This window comes from Serratia nevei, assembly GCF_024160145.1.
GTDB lineage: Bacteria > Pseudomonadota > Gammaproteobacteria > Enterobacterales > Enterobacteriaceae > Serratia > Serratia nevei_A.
Map to the genome: position 1 here is coordinate 56,636 of NZ_JAMYWQ010000012.1, position 18,197 is coordinate 74,832.

The 18,197-nt window shown below is 58.1% G+C and carries 14 protein-coding genes; 2 read left to right on the forward strand and 12 right to left on the reverse strand.

The features are described from left to right. The 7 genes from mraY to mraZ are packed head-to-tail and all read right to left on the reverse strand — an operon-like array spanning position 1 to position 7,434. Complete coding sequence (gene mraY, locus M6G53_RS10910) at positions 1-1,083, reverse strand: phospho-N-acetylmuramoyl-pentapeptide-transferase (RefSeq protein WP_004932782.1); 1,083 nt, start codon at positions 1,081-1,083, stop codon at positions 1-3. Further along, positions 1,077-2,438: a UDP-N-acetylmuramoyl-tripeptide--D-alanyl-D-alanine ligase gene (gene murF / locus M6G53_RS10915; RefSeq protein ID WP_253331239.1), complete on the reverse strand. Its 1,362-nt coding sequence runs from the start codon at positions 2,436-2,438 to the stop codon at positions 1,077-1,079. Before murF ends, mraY begins: the two co-directional genes overlap by 7 nt. After that, on the reverse strand, positions 2,435-3,922 hold the full coding sequence (gene murE, locus M6G53_RS10920; protein ID WP_253331241.1) for a UDP-N-acetylmuramoyl-L-alanyl-D-glutamate--2,6-diaminopimelate ligase: 1,488 nt from the start codon (positions 3,920-3,922) through the stop codon (positions 2,435-2,437). The genes murF and murE overlap by 4 nt, the downstream gene beginning before the upstream one ends. Then, the gene (locus tag M6G53_RS10925; RefSeq protein ID WP_019455066.1) at positions 3,909-5,672 is read right to left on the reverse strand and encodes a peptidoglycan glycosyltransferase FtsI; all 1,764 of its coding nucleotides are present in this window, start codon (positions 5,670-5,672) and stop codon (positions 3,909-3,911) included. The genes murE and M6G53_RS10925 overlap by 14 nt, the downstream gene beginning before the upstream one ends. A gap of 42 nt (positions 5,673-5,714) precedes the next feature. Next, positions 5,715-6,035 carry a cell division protein FtsL gene (ftsL, locus tag M6G53_RS10930; protein WP_033651674.1) on the reverse strand — a complete coding sequence of 107 codons (321 nt, stop codon included), beginning with the start codon at positions 6,033-6,035 and terminating at the stop codon, positions 5,715-5,717. After that, positions 6,032-6,973 (reverse strand): 16S rRNA (cytosine(1402)-N(4))-methyltransferase RsmH, encoded by a 942-nt coding sequence (gene rsmH, locus M6G53_RS10935; protein WP_253331243.1) that lies wholly within the window; start codon positions 6,971-6,973, stop codon positions 6,032-6,034. Before rsmH ends, ftsL begins: the two co-directional genes overlap by 4 nt. 2 nt (positions 6,974-6,975) lie before the next feature. Continuing rightward, positions 6,976-7,434, reverse strand: coding sequence for a division/cell wall cluster transcriptional repressor MraZ (gene mraZ, locus M6G53_RS10940; RefSeq protein WP_025159638.1), 459 nt, complete (start codon positions 7,432-7,434; stop codon positions 6,976-6,978). Between the two features lie 863 nt (positions 7,435-8,297). Here mraZ and M6G53_RS10945 point away from each other — a divergent pair. After that, entirely contained in the window at positions 8,298-8,738 is a 441-nt protein-coding gene (locus tag M6G53_RS10945; RefSeq protein ID WP_253331245.1) for an L-alanine exporter AlaE, read from the forward strand. 37 nt (positions 8,739-8,775) lie between these two features. On the opposite strand, the gene cra is transcribed toward M6G53_RS10945, so the two are convergent. The 5 genes from cra to leuO form a co-directional block, all read right to left on the reverse strand. Next, on the reverse strand, positions 8,776-9,780 hold the full coding sequence (gene cra / locus M6G53_RS10950; protein WP_253331247.1) for a catabolite repressor/activator: 1,005 nt from the start codon (positions 9,778-9,780) through the stop codon (positions 8,776-8,778). Between the two features lie 218 nt (positions 9,781-9,998). Continuing rightward, entirely contained in the window at positions 9,999-10,490 is a 492-nt protein-coding gene (gene ilvN, locus M6G53_RS10955; RefSeq protein WP_004932806.1) for an acetolactate synthase small subunit, read from the reverse strand. A 2-nt stretch (positions 10,491-10,492) separates the two neighbouring features. After that, positions 10,493-12,211 (reverse strand): acetolactate synthase 3 large subunit, encoded by a 1,719-nt coding sequence (ilvI, locus tag M6G53_RS10960; RefSeq protein ID WP_253331249.1) that lies wholly within the window; start codon positions 12,209-12,211, stop codon positions 10,493-10,495. Between the two features lie 316 nt (positions 12,212-12,527). Beyond that, a complete protein-coding gene (locus M6G53_RS10965; RefSeq protein WP_253331251.1) occupies positions 12,528-14,336 on the reverse strand; it encodes an AMP-dependent synthetase/ligase in 1,809 nt (602 codons plus the stop codon). A gap of 465 nt (positions 14,337-14,801) precedes the next feature. Then, positions 14,802-15,749 carry a transcriptional regulator LeuO gene (gene leuO / locus M6G53_RS10970; protein WP_253331253.1) on the reverse strand — a complete coding sequence of 316 codons (948 nt, stop codon included), beginning with the start codon at positions 15,747-15,749 and terminating at the stop codon, positions 14,802-14,804. 872 nt (positions 15,750-16,621) lie between these two features. On the opposite strand from leuO, the gene leuA reads away from it, so the two are divergent. Continuing rightward, on the forward strand, positions 16,622-18,196 hold the full coding sequence (leuA, locus tag M6G53_RS10975) for a 2-isopropylmalate synthase (RefSeq protein WP_004932820.1): 1,575 nt from the start codon (positions 16,622-16,624) through the stop codon (positions 18,194-18,196). Position 18,197 lies beyond the last annotated feature (1 nt).

Sequence of the window (18,197 nt, forward strand, 5' to 3'; positions counted from 1 at the left end):
TTAACGCACCTTCAGCGTTGCCAGGCCAATCAGCACCAGCATCAGCGAAATGATCCAGAAGCGCACGATCACGCGCGGCTCCGGCCAGCCTTTCAATTCATAGTGGTGGTGAATCGGCGCCATGCGGAAAATGCGTTGTCCGCGCAGCTTGAACGATCCCACCTGCAGGATCACCGACAGCGTCTCTACCACGAACACGCCGCCCATGATCACCAACAAGAACTCCTGACGCAGCAGCACCGCGATGGTGCCCAGCGCGCCGCCCAGCGCCAACGAACCGACGTCGCCCATAAACACCTGGGCCGGGTAAGTGTTGAACCACAGGAACCCGAGGCCGGCGCCGACGATGGCGGTACACACGATCACCAACTCACCGGCATGACGCAGATACGGAATATGCAGGTAGTTGGCGAAATTCATGTTACCGGTCGCCCAGGCCACCAGCGCAAAGCCGGCCGCCACGAACACCGTCGGCATGATAGCCAGGCCGTCCAGGCCGTCGGTCAGGTTGACCGCGTTGCTGGTACCGACGATGACGAAATAGGCCAGCAGGATATACAGCAGGCCCAGCTGCGGCATCACGTCCTTAAAGAACGGCACAACCAGCTCGGTGGCTGGCGTGTCTTTTCCTACGGCGTACATGGCGAATGCGACAATCAGCGCAATCACCGACTGCCAGAAATACTTCCAGCGGGCGATCAGCCCTTTGGTGTCCTTACGCACCACCTTGCGGTAGTCGTCGACGAAGCCGACGATGCCATACCCCACCAGCACGAACAGCACGCACCAGACATACGGGTTGGACGGGTAGGCCCACATCAGCACCGAAATGGTGATGGAGGTCAGGATCATGATGCCGCCCATGGTCGGCGTGCCGCGCTTGCTGAAGTGCGACTCGGGGCCGTCGTTACGCACCACCTGGCCGAAGGACATTTCTTGCAGGCGCTTGATCACCCGCGGGCCCATCCACAGCGACAGGAACAGCGCGGTCAACAGGCTGACAATGGCCCGGAACGTCAGATACGAAAAGACGTTGAAGCCTGAGTAATATTTGACCAAATGCTCGGCCAGCCAAACTAACATGGTGCTTTCTCCTGTAACGCGCGTACTACCTGCTCCATTGCGGCACTACGTGAACCTTTGATTAACACGGTGATGACCGCATGTTCCGACAGTAATTCCGCCACGCGCGCGATCACTGCTGTCTTGTCCTGATAATGTTCGCCGTTGCCGGACGCTTCGCTCAGCACGCGGCTCAAACCGCCGACGCTGATCACTTTGTCGACGCCGGCCAGACGGGCGGCTTCGCCCACCTGACGGTGGCACTCTTCCGCTTCCGCGCCCAGCTCGGCCATATCGCCGACCACCATCACGCGATAGCCCGGCATCTCTGCCAGCACCTGCGCCGCCGCGGTCATCGACCCGACGTTGGCGTTATAGCTGTCGTCCAGCAGCAGCTTGCCTTCGGCCAGCGCGACCGGGAACAAACGCCCCGGCACCGCCTGCAGCTGTTTCAGACCCTGACGCACCGCTTCGAGGGTGGCGCCCACCGACATCGCCAGCGCCGTCGCCGCCAGCGCATTGGCCACGTTGTGGCGCCCTGGCAGCGGCAGCGCGATCTCGGCGGTGCCGAACGGGCTGTGCAGCGTGAACTGCGTGCCTGCGCCGTTCACCCGTACGTCGCCCGCGAAGAAGTCCACGCCTTCGGCGGCCTGCGGCGAGAAGCGCCAGACGGTTTTGCCGCCCAGCATGCTCTGCCAGTGCGGCCAGTCGTTGTTATCGGCGTTGATGATCGCCACGCCGTCGGCCGGCAGGCCGGTAAAGATTTCACCTTTCGCCTGGGCGACGCCGGCCAGCGAGCCGAAGCCTTCCAGGTGCGCAGCCGCCAGGTTGTTCACCAAAGCGGTCTGCGGACGCGTCAATGCGGTGGTGTAAGCGATTTCGCCAATATGGTTAGCGCCCAGCTCTATCACGGCAAAATCATGCTGCGGTTCCAGACGCAACAGCGTCAGCGGCACGCCGATGTCGTTATTGAAGTTGCCGGCGGTATACAGCACTTCGCCGCATTCGCGCAGAATGGCGGCGGTCATTTCTTTCACCGAGGTCTTGCCCGAGGAACCGGTCAGCGCCACCACGCGCGCCGGCACCTGCTGACGCACCCAGGCGCCAAGCTGCCCCAGCGCCAGACGGGTGTCTTGCACCACCAGCTGCGGCGCGTCCACCAATAAGCGCTTACTGACCAGCAGCGCCCCGGCGCCTGCGGCTACGGCATCCGCCGCAAAGTCGTGAGCGTCGAAACGCTCGCCTTTCAGCGCCACAAACAGGCAACCGGCGGTCACCTTGCGGGTGTCTGTCGTCACCTCGACAATTTGGCAATCGGCGCCAATCAGTTCAGCGCTCAATACCTCAGCCAGTGTCTGAAGAGAGACAGGGATCATGCCAGCACCCCCAGCAGTCGGGCGACCGTCGTGCGGTCGGAGTAATCCAGGCGACGGTTGCCCACCAGCTGATAATCTTCGTGGCCTTTGCCTGCCACCAACACCACATCCTGTTCCTGCGCCTGCATGATGGCGCTGGTCACCGCTTCGGCGCGGCCGTGGATCACCAGCGCCTGCCCGGCGTCCAGCAATCCGGTCAGGATGTCGTTGATGATCGCGCGCGGCTCTTCGGTACGCGGGTTGTCATCGGTGATCACCACGCGATCGGCGAACTGCTCGGCGATGCCACCCATCAGCGGACGCTTGCCCTTGTCGCGATCGCCGCCGCAGCCGAACACGCACCACAACTGCCCCTGGCAGTGCAGGCGCGCGGCTTCCAGCGCTTTCTCCAGCGCATCCGGCGTGTGGGCGTAATCCACCACCACCGTCGGTTTGCCCGGCGCGTTAAACACTTCCATGCGGCCGCAGACCGGCTGCAAGCGGCTGCCGGTTTCCACCAGCGCCTCCAGCGGATAGCCCAGCGACAGCAGCGTCGCCAAGGCCAACAGCAGGTTGCTGACGTTGAACGCGCCCATCAGGCGACTTTCAATCTCGCCGTCACCCCAGCTGGAGCTGAAACGAACGGTGGCACCGTTGTCGTGATAATCGACCCCCGTGGTTTTCAGCCAGCGGCCGTGGCCGCCCGGCTGCAGGTTGCCCTGCATCGTCACCGCTACCGCATCCGGCAGCTTGCTCAGCCAGCGCTGACCGACTTCATCGTCGGCGTTGATGATCGCCTGCCCCACGCTGTGGGCGGCGAACAGCGACCATTTGGCCGCCTCGTAATTGGCCATGTCACCGTGGTAATCCAGGTGATCGCGGCTCAGGTTGGTGAAGACCGCCGCGGCGAACGGCAGCGCCGCCACCCGGTGTTGCACCAGACCGTGGGAAGAGACTTCCATGGCGGCGAAGGTCGCGCCCTGTTCCGCCAAATCGTTTAATACGTGTTGAACATCCACCGCAGAACCGGTGGTATTCTCGGTCGGACACACCTGGCCCAGCAGGCCGTTGCCGACGGTACCCATCACCGCGCTGGTTTCGCCCAGCAGTTGGCTCCACTGCGCCAGCAGCTGCGTAGTGGTGGTTTTGCCGTTGGTGCCGGTCACGCCGACCAGACGCAGACGCTCGCCCGGCTGGTGGTAAAAACGCCCGGCCAGCGCGGAAAGGCGCTGGTTCAGTTGGCTCAGATAGATCACCGGCACGCCGTGCATTTCAACGATGGCGCCGTCTTCGGCCTGACCGTCAGCTTCGGCGATCACGGCGGCGACGCCCTGCGCGATGGCCTGCGGAATATAGCGGCGTCCATCCGTTTGATGGCCGACAACGGCGACAAACAGATCCCCGGCAGCCGCCACACGGCTGTCTAATGTCATTTCCCGCAGCGCGCGCCCGGGTGCCGTCGGCACCCACGGGGCGAGTAAGTCGCGCAAATTACGATCTGCCACCTGAACCCTCTTTCTTGTTAATCACTAATTCGCTTTTGTCACCGGTAGGCAACGCGTCAGGCTCGACGTTCATGGTGCGCAATACGCCGCCCATGATGGCACCGAACACCGGCGCGGAGATTGCGCCACCATAGTATTTCCCGCCCTGCGGGTCGTTGATGACGACCACCAGGGCAAAACGGGGGTTACTTGCCGGCGCGACGCCGGCGGTATAAGCGATGTATCGGTTGACGTATTTGCCGTCCGGGCCCACTTTTTTCGCGGTACCGGTTTTGATGGCGATACGGTATCCCTTGATGGCGGCTTTCACGCCGCCGCCGCCCGGCAGGGCCACGCTTTCCATCATGTGCACCACGGTGCGCACCAGAGGTTCAGGGAAAACGCGTTCGCCGGCGACCGGAGGGTCAACCTTGGTGATCGACAAGGGGCGATACACGCCCAGGCTGCCGATCGTTGCATAGACTCGCGCCAACTGTAACGGAGTTACCATCAGCCCGTAGCCGAAAGAGAAGGTGGCCCTCTCTATGTCAGACCACCGTTGTTTTTTTGGGTATATGCCACTGCTTTCTCCGACCAGCCCCAAATTGGTCGCTTTTCCCAGCCCAAAACGAGAGTAAGTATCTACTAACGCTGAGGACGGCATCGCTAACGCCAGCTTTGAAACACCGACGTTACTCGACTTCTGCAAGATCCCGGTCAATGACAGCTCCGAGTACCGCGCCACGTCTTTGATCTCGTGGCCCTGAATGCGGTACGGGATGGTGTTCAGCACGCTGTTTTCTCTCACCACGCCGTTTTGCAGCGCGGTCATTACCACCATCGGCTTCACGGTTGAACCGGGTTCAAAAATATCGGTGATAGCACGGTTACGCATGGTTTCTTTCGGCGTACCGGCCATGTTGTTCGGGTTGTAGGACGGGCTGTTGGCCATCGCCAGCACTTCGCCGGTGTTCACGTCGATCAGCACCGCGGTGCCCGATTCGGCCTTGTTGAACGCCACCGCGTTGTTCAGCTCGCGATACACCAGCGCCTGCAGGCGTTCATCGACGCTCAGCACCAGGTTGTGCGCCGCCTGGCTGTCGACGGAGGAGATATCTTCGATCACCCGGCCGAAGCGGTCCTTACGCACCGTTCTCTCGCCCGGTTGCCCGGTCAGCCAGCGGTCGAAGCTCTTCTCGACGCCTTCGATGCCTTGCCCGTCGATGTTGGTCACGCCGATGATGTGCGACGTCACCTGCCCCGCCGGGTAGTAGCGGCGCGACTCCTGCCGCAGGTAGATCCCCGGCAGCTTGAGTTTGTGGATGTAGTCGCCGATCGCCGGGTTAACCTGGCGCGCCAGGTAAACGAAGCGCCCTTTCGGGTTGGCGTTGATGCGGTTGGAGAGTTGGTCCAGCGGGATGTTCAGCGCATCGGAAAGCGCTTTCCAACGGCTGTCCAGCGTGATGCCGCCGCGCTCGTTCAGCTCTTTCGGATCCGCCCACACCGCATTGACCGGCACGCTGACCGCCAACGGGCGGCCGGCGCGATCGCTGATCATGCCGCGCGCGGTCGGCACTTCCTGCACGCGCAGCGAACGCATGTCGCCTTCTTTCACCAGACGATCGGGATTGATGACCTGCAGGTAAGCGACGCGCAGCATCAGACCGACCATCGCCAGCAAAATACAGCCGCACAGCAACGCAAAACGCCAGCTGACAAAGCTGGCCTGATCTTCCTGGCGTCTCATCTTACCGGGGCGCGCTGCTTTCATGCGTTTCCTTTCTACTCCGTGTCATTATTCCGGTTAAACCATTCATTGTTTAACGATGATATTTTCCTGCGATGGATCAACGTGTTGCATCTGCAGTTTTTCTGTCGCGATACGTTCAACCCGGCTGTGATCGCCGAGGGCGTTCTCTTCTAAAATCAGGTTGCGCCACTCGATATCCAGCGCATCGCGCTCCAGAACCAGCTGCTCGCGCTCGGCGGTCAGCAGGCGGGTGCGGTGCGCGGTGGTCACCACGAAAATCGCGGAGACCAGTGACGCAATCAGTAAAATCATGGGGATCTTGGCGTTGCGCAGCAAATCGCCGCCAATGACCCCGACCAAACCGTGGCGTTCGTTGCCGATCACGCGGGCATCCTCTCAGCAATACGCAGCACCGAACTGCGCGCTCGCGGGTTGTCCGCCACTTCCGCTTCCGACGGCATCATTTTGCCCAGCGCTTTCAGCGTTCGCCCGCCCATGCTGCGCAGTTGCTCTTCGGTCAACGGAATGCCCGCCGGCACCTGAGCGCCGCGACTATGGTGGCGCATAAAGCGTTTGACGATGCGGTCTTCCAGCGAGTGGAAACTGATGATCGACAAACGGCCCTGTGGGGCCAGCACTTCCAGCGCGCCGTCGAGCGCACGCTCGATCTCTTCCAGCTCGCTGTTGATATAGATACGGATCGCCTGGAAGCTGCGCGTCGCCGGATGCTTGTGCTTTTCACGGAACGGGCTGGCATCGGCAATCAGATCCGCCAGCTCTTTGGTGCGTGTCATCGGCTCCACGCAGTTTCTTTCCACGATGGCGCGCGCGATGCGCTTGGCGAAACGCTCTTCGCCAAAGGTTTTCAGCACCCAGGCGATGTCGTCCGCTTCGGCTTTCATCAGCCACTCTGCGGCGGGCAGGCCGGTGGACGGATCCATGCGCATGTCCAGCGGGCCGTCGCGCATAAAGGAGAACCCGCGCTCCGCGTCGTCAAGCTGCGGCGAGGAAACGCCCAGATCGAGCAGAACACCGTCGATCTTGCCCACCAGTTCGCGTTCCCGCACATAGTGCGACAACTCGGAGAATGGGCCGTGTACGATGGTAAAACGAGGATCTTCAATAGATTTGGCGGCTGCAATCGCCTGAGGGTCACGGTCAATCGCCAGCAAGCGCCCTTCCGGCCCCAGCTGGGACAGAATCAGACGAGAATGGCCACCGCGACCAAAAGTACCGTCGATATATATGCCGTTGCTGCGGATGTTGAGGCCGTTGACGGCTTCGTCCAGCAGGACGGTGGTGTGTTTATAGTTTTCCAACATGCTTATAGCGACAAGTCCTGTAGCCGCTCAGACAACGGTTCCTGAGTCGACTGTTCAGCGTCAATATCATCCTTGACTTGTTGATACCAGGTCTGTTCATCCCACAGTTCAAACTTGTTGAACTGACCGACCAGCATCACTTCTTTCGTGAGCCCGGCGTGCTGCCGCAGCGTATTGGCGAGCAGCAAACGACCGGCACTATCCATCTGACACTCACTGGCATGCCCCAGCAGCAGGCGCTGAACGCGGCGCTCGGCAGGATTCATGCTCGACAGACGTGATAATTTTTGTTCAATAATTTCCCATTCGGGCAAAGGATAAAGCAGCAGGCAGGGCTGATGGAGGTCAATGGTACAGACCATTTGGCCTTGCGATTCCTCGTTGAGCAATTCCCGATATCGGGTAGGTACGGCGAGCCGCCCTTTGCTGTCGAGGTTGACCATCGTCGCTCCACGGAACATTCCTGAGCTACCCCTTAGTGACCGTTTTCACCACTTTACCCCACAAATTCCCACACAATGGAGTTTACGGAGGGTATGAAAACCTTGTCAAGCCAGAGCGCCAGCGCTTTGGCAATATTTCTCTGGTCATTTTGGGAGCTGGCTCGCGAAAGAAACGCTGATTATTCGACAATCAAAAATTAACACCATGATAAACGGAGAGAATTTTCTAAGCGGAAAGAATCTGATTAAAAACCTGACAAACTGGCGATTAATTAACTCATTACTTCCTTCTGCAAGCCATGTCTCATTTTTCAGCTCGGCAATCTCAGGGCGGTAACCGCTGGCGAGCCGCGCCCGCCAAGGCTCTGCGTCTGGCGAACCGATTGCGGAATAAGGCCATAACTCCTTGAGTTAATAACGCTCAATCGTTATTCACCGTAAAACCGGGCGCCATTTTACTTCAATTTGCACGGCCATGATGCGGCCGCGATAAAAATAAATGGCTCGGATATTACGAGCAGAAGTAATTTCGATTTAAATCAATTTGGTAAGATTATTCCCAAAATACCTGTTTACAATTATGGTTTCATTTTCTTACACCTTTATTTCCACAATTTTTGCCGGAAAAAATCCCCGCTCGGCGTAAAAAAACGCAACCACATGTTTTTAATAGATTTATCTTAAAATACCGATTTTAATCTCTCTGCCCCCTCATCTTCCCGGGTTCTGCGGGACAAAAACCGAACAAATGTTAAAAATAAAAATATAAATCTAGTTAAAAAACAAAACCCAGATTAGTACACTATAAAAAATGCAAATAGCCAACCTTAACAACTGATAATTAAAAAATTAACAGTATTTTAACCCAGTAAGGATGCCATATGCTTTCTCCCACCGCCCACTGGCGTAGCGCCGCTGCCGATACGTTCGCGCTGGTGGTGTACTGTTTTATCGCCGGTATGGCGATAGAAGTGTTGATCTCCGGCATGAGCTTCCAGCAATCCCTCTCTTCCCGCCTGCTGTCGATCCCGGTCAACATCCTGATCGCCTGGCCTTACGGCTGTTATCGCGACATGTTTATCCGCACGGCGCGCCGCAGCCCGCGCGGCCAATTCGTGCTGCGCAACCTCGCCGACCTGCTGGCCTACGTCAGCTTCCAGTCACCGGTTTATGCCGCCATTCTGTGGAGCGTAGGCGCCGACGGCCAGCAAATGCTGGCGGCGGTAACCAGCAATGCGCTGGTCTCCATGGCGATGGGCGTAGTGTATGGCTATTTCCTGGAATATTGCCGGCGGCTGTTCCGGGTGGCAGGCTACGTCTAAACCAGGAGCCCGACAAAGCGGGCTCCTGTAGAGCGAACTATTTGCGGCTCAGGCTGCCGCGGCGGAACAGATTGCGGCGAATGCGCGTCAGCCCCGGCTGAGGTTTACGCGGTTCGTCCAGGCTGGCCAGCACCAGCTCCAGCACGCGCTCGGCCACGTCACGATGGCGCTGCGCCACCGCCAGCACCGGGCACTCGAGGAAATCCAACAGTTCATGGTCGCCGAAGGTGGCAATCGCCAGATCGGTCGGCAAACGGCCGCGTTGCTTCAGCGTCACGTCCATCACGCCCTGCAACAGCGAGAACGAGGTGGTGAACAACGCCTGCGGCATCGGGTGCGTTTTCAGCCACTCGGCAAACAGCGCGCCGGCGGCTTCACGTTCATAGCTGTTGGCATACAGATAATCGACGTGGCGGGGATCCTCTTGCCAGGCCTGGCGGAAGCCCTGCTCACGCAGGAAGCTCACCGAAAGCTCCGGCAAGGCGCCCAGATACAACACCGATTCAGCCGGGAAGGTGCGTAGCTCCTGCGCCAGCGCAAAGGCATCTTCCTGATCGGCCCCGACGACGCTGATGAAATGCTCGCGGTCCAGCGCGCGGTCCAGCGCGATGATCGGCAGCGGATCGTTGGCCCAGCGTTGATAGAAAGGATGCTCCGGCGGCAAGGCGGTGGAGACGATGATGGCGTCCACCTGGCGCTGCAGCAGGTGCTCGATACAGCGCATTTCATTGTCCGGCTGATCTTCGGAACAGGCGATCAGCAATTGGTAACCACGCTGGCGCGCCTGCCGCTCCAGGTAGTTGGCGATGCGGGTATAGCTGGTATTTTCCAGATCCGGGATCACCAGACCGATAGAACGGGTGCGCCCGGCGCGCAGCCCCGCCGCGACGGCATTCGGGTGATAGTTATGCTCCCTGACCACGGCCATCACTTTCTCGACGGTTTTATCGCTGACACGATACTGCTTCGCCTTGCCGTTGATGACGTAACTGGCCGTCGTGCGCGAAACGCCCGCGAGACGCGCGATTTCATCCAGTTTCACATTAACCCCTTAATGACGCTGAAAATAGAAGTGAAGGCTGTGCTCGGATTAACCATGACATCCCGTGCGGTTATTCAATCCAGCCTCTGCGATCTAACAGCAGAAAACACTGCCTAGCAACCGCTTTTGCCGAAAGGTGCCAGCAATCGGGCAAAAAATACCGAAAAACAAAGGGCGCAGCCACGCTGCGCCCCCGATTATTCACCGCCTGACCACCATCAGCGCATGATCTTATCGCCGCGCGACACGCCGACTACCCCGGAACGGGCCACTTCGACGATCTCCGCCACTTCGCGCACCGCGCTCAGGAAGGCGTCCAGTTTGTCGCTGGTGCCGGCCAGCTGCACCGTGTACAGCGTCGCCGTCACATCGACGATCTGGCCGCGGAAAATGTCGGCGCAGCGCTTCACCTCTTCACGGCCGTAGCCACTGGCCTGCAGCTTCACCAGCATGATCTCGCGCTCGACGTGGGCACCCTGCACCAGCTCGCTGACGCGCAGCACGTCCACCAGCTTGTGCAGCTGTTTCTCAATCTGCTCCAGCACTTTCTCGTCGCCGACGGTCTGGATAGTCATGCGCGACAGCGTCGGATCGTCGGTCGGTGCCACCGTCAGGCTCTCGATGTTGTAACCGCGCTGGGAGAACAGCCCGACCACGCGCGACAAGGCGCCGGATTCGTTTTCCAGCAAGACAGATAAAATACGGCGCATGATCAGGTCCTCTCCGTTTTGCTAAGCCACATTTCGTCCATGCTTCCGCCGCGGATCTGCATCGGGTAAACATGTTCGGTTTCATCGACGGTCACGTCGACGAACACCAGCCGCTCTTTTTCCGCCAGCGCCTGCGCCAGCTTGCTTTCCAGCTCATCCGGCGTGCGGATGGCGATGCCGACATGGCCGTAAGCCTCGGCCAGCTTGACGAAGTCCGGCAGAGAATCCATATAGGACTGCGAGTGGCGGCCGGAATAGATCATGTCCTGCCACTGCTTCACCATGCCCAGATAGCGGTTGTTGAGGTTCACCACCACCACCGGCAGGTTATATTGCAGCGCGGTGGACAGCTCCTGAATGTTCATCTGAATGCTGCCGTCGCCGGTCACGCACACCACGGTTTCCTCAGGCAGCGCCAGCTTGACGCCCAGTGCCGCAGGCAAACCGAAGCCCATGGTGCCGAGGCCGCCGGAGTTGATCCAGCGGCGCGGTTTGTCGAACGGATAATAGAGCGCGGCGAACATCTGGTGCTGGCCCACGTCCGAGGTGACATAGGCGTCGCCTTTGGTCAGGCGGTGCAGGGTTTCGATCACCGCCTGCGGTTTGATGGTGCCGCTGTGCTTGTCGTAACCCAGACAGTCGCGGGCACGCCACTGCTCGATAGACTGCCACCAGTCGCGCAGCGCATCGTGATCCTGCGCTTTCTCGTCCTGTGCCAACAGCTCCAGCATCTGCACCAACACCTGCCTGGCATCGCCGACGATCGGAATATCGGCGTCCACCGTTTTGGAGATCGAAGTCGGATCGATATCGATGTGCAGCACGGTGGCGTCTGGGCAGTATTTAGCAAGGTTATTGGTGGTGCGATCGTCGAAACGCACGCCGACGGCGAAGATCAGGTCGGCATGGTGCATGGTTTTGTTGGCTTCATAGGTGCCGTGCATGCCGAGCATGCCGACGCTCTGGCGATGGGTGCCGGGGAATGCGCCCAACCCCATCAGGCTGCTGGTCACCGGCAGGTTCAGCTGCTCCGCCAACGCCAACAATTCGGCCTCGCAACCGGCGTTGATCGCGCCGCCGCCGACGTACATCACCGGCTTTTTGGCCGCCAGAATGGTTTGCAACGCACGTTTGATCTGCCCGCGGTGGCCCTGCACCGTCGGGTTATAAGAACGCATGCTCACGTCCTGCGGGTAGGCATAAGGCATCCGCACCGCCGGGCCGACGATATCTTTCGGCAGATCGATCACCACCGGGCCGGGGCGGCCGCTGGAAGCCAGGTAGAACGCCTTCTTCAACACCGCCGGGATGTCTTCGGTGCGTTTTACCAGGAAGCTGTGCTTCACCACCGGGCGCGAAATCCCCACCATATCGCACTCCTGGAAGGCGTCGTAGCCGATCAGCGAGCTGGGCACCTGCCCCGACAGCACCACCATCGGGATCGAGTCCATGTAGGCGGTGGCGATACCGGTAATGGCGTTGGTGGCGCCGGGGCCGGAGGTCACCAGCACCACGCCCACTTCACCGGTGGCGCGCGCGTAGCCGTCGGCCATGTGCACCGCCCCCTGCTCGTGGCGCACCAGAATATGATCGATCCCTCCGACCGTATGCAGGGCGTCGTAGATATCGAGCACCGCCCCGCCGGGGTAGCCGAATACATGCTTAACGCCCTGATCGATCAACGATCGGACGACCATCTCGGCTCCTGACAACATCTCCATGGGTTTGCCTCCAGGCTTGCTTATTCTTCTCTGGCGCCGGAACGTAGCGCCTGCTGCGGGGCAATGCCCCAAAGTTTTTATGGGTTGTCGCTATCGAATTAACATAACGTCAGAATATGGGGCAGGCAAACGGCAAAATGGCTTAACGGTAGCGGGGTTATTGCCAAGCGGCTGGAGATCGCGGCTTTATAAAAACAATGCGCTAGCCTCGGGGTTGTCAGGCTAGGCATTGTTTCGAACAGGCGGGAAATTACAGAACTAAATCAGGTGAAGGATATGCCGCTTTTTTGGCCGGGCACATGGCCCGGCGGCGGCGTCAGGCCTGTTCCTGGTACATCGAGTCGATTTCACGCTGATAGCGCTGCAGGATCACTTTACGGCGCAGCTTCAGCGTTGGCGTCAACTCCCCCAGCTCCATCGAAAAGGCCGCCGGCAGCAGCGTGAACTTCTTCACCTGTTCGAAGCGCGCCAGCTCCTTTTGCATCTCGCGCAGGCGCTTTTCGAACAGCTCAAGGATTTGGCCATTGCGCAACAGCTCCAGGCGATCCTGGTATTTCAGGTTCACTGACTTCGCGTACTCTTCCAGCGACTCAAAGCACGGCACGATCAGCGCGGAAACGAATTTACGCGCATCGGCGATGATCGCCACCTGCTCGATAAAGCGATCCTGCGCCAGCGTGCCTTCCAGCATCTGCGGCGCGATATATTTGCCGCCGGAGGTTTTCATCAAATCCTTCAGGCGTTCGGTGATGAACAGGTTGCCCTCTTCATCGATCGCCCCGGCGTCGCCGGTTTTCAGCCAGCCGTCCTCGGTAAAGGTCGCGGCGGTTTCCAACGGCTTGTTGAAATAGCCGCGCATCACGATCGGCCCGCGCACCTGGATTTCATTTTCCTCGCCAATGCGCACCTCGACCTCCGGCAGCGGTTTGCCGATGGAGCCGAAGCGGAAATGCCCCTCTTCCCAGCAGGAGACGGTCGCACAGGTTTCGGTCATGCCGTAACCGTACTTGATGTTGACGCCCATCGCCTGGAAAAACAGGATCACATTGTCGTCCAGCTTGGCGCCCGCCGCCGGCAAAAAGCGCACCCGGCCGCCGAGGATACCGCGCAGCTTGCTCAACACCAGCTTATCGGCCCAGCGGTGGGTGAAGTCGAACACTTTGCCCAACGGTTTGCCGGCGCGCTCCTGCAGGAATTTGCGCTCGCCGCAGACGATCGCCCAGTGGAACAACGCACGGCGCAGCCAAGGAGCGCGCGCCACTTTTTCGTGCACCGCGCTGAAAATCTTCTCGTAGAAACGCGGCACCGCACACATCAGCGTCGGGCGGACCTGCCCCATCGCTTCCCGCACCCAGTCGGTGTTCGGCAGGAAAACGTTCTGCGCGCCGGAATGCATCACAAAGAAGCTCCAGGCCCGCTCAAAAACGTGCGACAGCGGCAGGAAGCTGAGCGACACATCTTCTTCGCCGACCGTCAGCCTTTCATCATGCAGATAGAGCTGCGCCGCCAGGTTGCGGTAGTCCAGCATCACTCCTTTCGGCTCGCCGGTAGTGCCCGAGGTATAGATCAGGGTGAAGAGATCCTGCAGGTCGCACTCTTCAATACGCTGCCGGCGTTGAGCGGCGAAAGCCGCCGGATCGGCAGCGCGCTCGAACGCACTCAGATGTTGTGCTATCTCGCAGCCGCGCAGATCGGCGCCCTCATCAAATACGATAATGTGACTCAGCTGTGGGCAGACGCCGCGCAGCGCGATGGCGGCGTCCAACTGCGCCTGCTCGCCGACGAACACTATGCGGATATCAGCGTCGTTGATAACGAACGCCGCCTGAGCCGGCGTGTTGGTGGCGTAAAGGGGGACGCTGACGCCACGCAGGTGCAGGATCGCCAGATCGGCCAACGACCAGGCCACGGCGTTATTGGCGAAAATGCCGATGCGCTCTTGCACTTCTGCGCCCAGAGCCAGCAGCCCGGCGGCAATGCGTTCAAGGCGGACGGCGGCCTCTCCCCAAGTCAGTTGAAACTCGCCGTTGGGCGACCATTGGCGAAAAGCTGTGCGATCGGCTCGGTGGGTGATTTGATGCTGTATACGAGGGATCAGATGGTATTGCAGCAGATTAGTGATCATAGTGCCCTAAGCCTGAAATGAATCAAACAGTTAAGTCAGACAACGCCTTGCGGCCGCCTTCTCAGCTTACACGTGTTTACTTTTTTCTGCGCAGTCTACCTACTCTCAGGCAGAGGGAAAAGCGATTTCAGCGTAGAAGTGTGAGCCAAAACTCAGGCCTGCTTGCGCGCTTCCCTAGGTTGGACAGAATGGGAAAGAAAAGGTTTGGCGGCGGCAATAAAATGCGGCCCATTCGGGCCGCCGCATCGGATTAGTTTAAAATACCAATCGGAAAGTAAAAATCAGAATATAAATTCATATTAATTATTTTTGGAAAACGAACAGACCCACCCTGAAAACAAGTTATTTTATCGCCGCAAAACCAAGAAATATCTTAATAAAAACACAGATAGTTCTTAGTTCTTATCATGAGAAAAAAACACTCAGTTGAATATTGTTTTTATATAACGCCATGCCCTTACCGTTTCATTTTGGGTTACCCGCCTCAATCAGAACGGATTTCATCCACTGGTGTCCCTTATCCCGTTCGGAGGATTCATGCCAGGAGAGATAGCAGGTGGCTTTATTGTCATTGGCAGATAAAGGAACCGCCTTTATGTTCAACGCCTCCGCCTGTTGTCGTACTAACCAGGCGGGCGCAATCGCCACCATTTCCGTTTGCGACACCATCTTCAACACGCTGTAGAGATCCGTGCACTGCTGCGTCACCGCGCGCAGCATCGGTTCCTCTAAATAAAAAGGCTTACTGAAGGATCCAAAACTTTCCAGGGAAACCGCTGCATGCTGTTCGGCCAGTATTTGCTCCGGCGCTGCCTCCTCGCCAATTCTCGGGTGCGTCTGCGCAAGCGCCAACACCAATTCGTCGTCGAACATCGCCAGGCTGCGAAACTCCGCCGATTCGAAACGGCTGTAGCCAATGACAAACTCGACGTCCTGATAACGCAATTGATGTTCAATATTATTGTTAATGTACGACTTGATTTGCAGATTAAGCTGCGGCGCGATCTGTTTGACGTGATTGATTATCCCGGCACCCAGACGCAAATCGAGCGGACTGCACAGAGAAAGGGAGAACATCCGCGTGCTGGTCAGCGGCTCGAACTCGGCGCCCGGCAGCTCATTTTGCACCAGTTGCAGCGCCTGCCGCACCGGCCCGAACAGCTGCCTGGCCCGCATGGTGGGCTGGATCCCACGCCCGCAGCGCACGAACAGTTCATCATTGAACATCACCTTCAGGCGCGCTACCGCGTTACTCACCGCCGGCTGCGACATCCCTAACGAATTAGCGGCTCGCGTAATATTTTGCATTTGCATCACGGCGTCAAACACCGTCAGCAAATTAAGATCGACGCTGCGTAAATGAATGTCCGCCGGCTCTTTGACCATGGCGATTTCTGAATCATATTCAGCCATATTTCACTCCACTAAATCCTGTGTAGATAATCTAATCCTTATGCTCGACAAACAATGAAACGCCGCATTGTCTTATCTTTGCACGACAAATCCTGCCATTACCGTCATCAGCCGATAAAAAACCTCGTGTTATCGACACGATATAAGTCGTATATGGAATGCATGTCAGTAGCTTCTCCCGTTGGCGGGAAGAATGCCACCTGGGTGGTACTAATAATTAGGTATCAACAATGATTAATACAATTAAACAACGCAACCGCACTGTATGGGACAAACTATAAAAACACATCATAAGCAATCAAACCATCTAAAAACACCGCTCACTTTGTGTAAAATCGCATTATTTTGTTATATTATGACTAAAACAATCAATTAATCATATGAATTAAATTTAAACCATTTGTATTAAAAATGTTATTTCATCCCCCTCCGTGATTAACCTCTCTTATTTTTCCATCACAAATCTTAACCCAACGAAATCCAGAAGCAATTAGCGCAGTATATATTCGATTCGTTTATGCTAAGCAGCACGCAAACTGGCCCCATTTTTTCTCTAAGCCATCGCTTTTTTGCCGAATTATCCTCTGTTTGGCCGCTTAGCCGGTGCATTCTCCCCTCATTCAATCAGGTGTTGACATCGCCAGGCCAATCACGTATCAAATTAGGCAGACACCCCATTTAAGAGAAGCTGAACCCTTATGATCCGTACTCACCGTCTACTAGGCCTACTACTCAACGCATCTTGTTTGCGCGGTATGCCTGTGGACGAAGTTCGGAGCTGACTCAGCCGATCACCCATAAGAAACCCGCGCTACTGCGCGGGTTTTTTTTTGCCCGCTTAGCGTGAAATCAACACGATAAGGAACGCACCGATGAGCCAACAAGTCATTATTTTCGATACCACGCTGCGCGATGGCGAACAGGCGCTGCAGGCCAGCCTGAGCGTAAAAGAGAAGATTCAGATTGCGCTGGCGCTGGAAAGAATGGGCGTTGACGTGATGGAGGTCGGCTTCCCGGTCTCTTCGCCGGGCGACTTCGAGTCGGTGCAAACCATCGCGCGCCAGATCAAGAACAGTCGCGTCTGCGGCCTGGCCCGCTGCGTGGACAAAGACATCGACGTGGCCGCCGAAGCGCTGCGCGTCGCCGAAGCGTTCCGCATCCACGTGTTCCTGGCCACCTCGACCCTGCACATCGAATCGAAGCTGAAGCGCTCGTTCGACGAAGTGTTGGAGATGGCGGTGCGCTCGGTCAAACGCGCCCGCAACTACACCGACGACGTAGAGTTCTCCTGTGAAGACGCCGGTCGCACGCCGATCGACAATCTGTGCCGCGTGGTCGAAGCCGCCATCAACGCCGGTGCCACCACTATCAATATCCCGGACACCGTCGGCTACACCACGCCGAACCAGTTCGGCGGCATCATCACCACCTTGTATGACCGCGTGCCGAACATCGACAAAGCCATCATCTCCGTACACTGCCACGACGATCTGGGCATGGCGGTCGGCAACTCCATCGCCGCGGTACAGGCCGGTGCCCGTCAGGTGGAAGGCACTCTGAACGGCATCGGCGAGCGCGCCGGTAACTGTTCGCTGGAAGAAGTGATCATGGCGATTAAAGTGCGCCAGGACATCATGAACGTGCACACCAACATCAATCACCAGGAAATCTTCCGCACCAGCCAGATCGTCAGCCAGCTGTGCAATATGCCGATCCCGGCCAACAAGGCGATCGTCGGTTCCAACGCCTTCGCTCACTCCTCCGGCATTCACCAGGACGGCGTGCTGAAGAACCGCGAAAACTACGAAATCATGACCCCGCAGTCGATCGGCCTGAAGGACGTGCAGTTGAACCTGACCTCCCGCTCCGGCCGCGCGGCGGTGAAACACCGCATGGAAGAGATGGGCTACCAGGAGCAGGACTATAACCTGGATACCCTGTACGCCGCCTTCCTGAAGCTGGCCGACAAAAAGGGCCAGGTATTCGACTATGACCTGGAGGCACTGGCCTTCATCAACAAACAGCAGGAAGAGCCGGAGCACTTCAGCCTGGGCTACTTCAGCGTGCAGTCCGGCAGCAGCATCATGGCCACCGCCTCGGTGAAACTGATCTGCGGCGGCGAAGAGAAAGCCGAGGCCGCCACCGGCAATGGCCCGGTCGATGCGGTTTATCAGGCAATCAATCGCATCACCGACTACCCGATCGAGCTGGTGAAATACCAGTTGACCGCCAAGGGCCATGGCCGCGACGCGCTGGGCCAGGTAGATATCGTGGTCTCTTACAACGGCCGCCGTTTCCACGGCGTAGGTCTGGCGACCGACATCGTCGAATCCTCCGCCAAGGCGATGGTGCACGTGTTGAACAATATTTGGCGCTCACAGCAGGTAGAAAAAGAAAAGCAGCGCCTGCAGCAAAACAAACATCAAAATAATCAGGAAACGGTGTGAA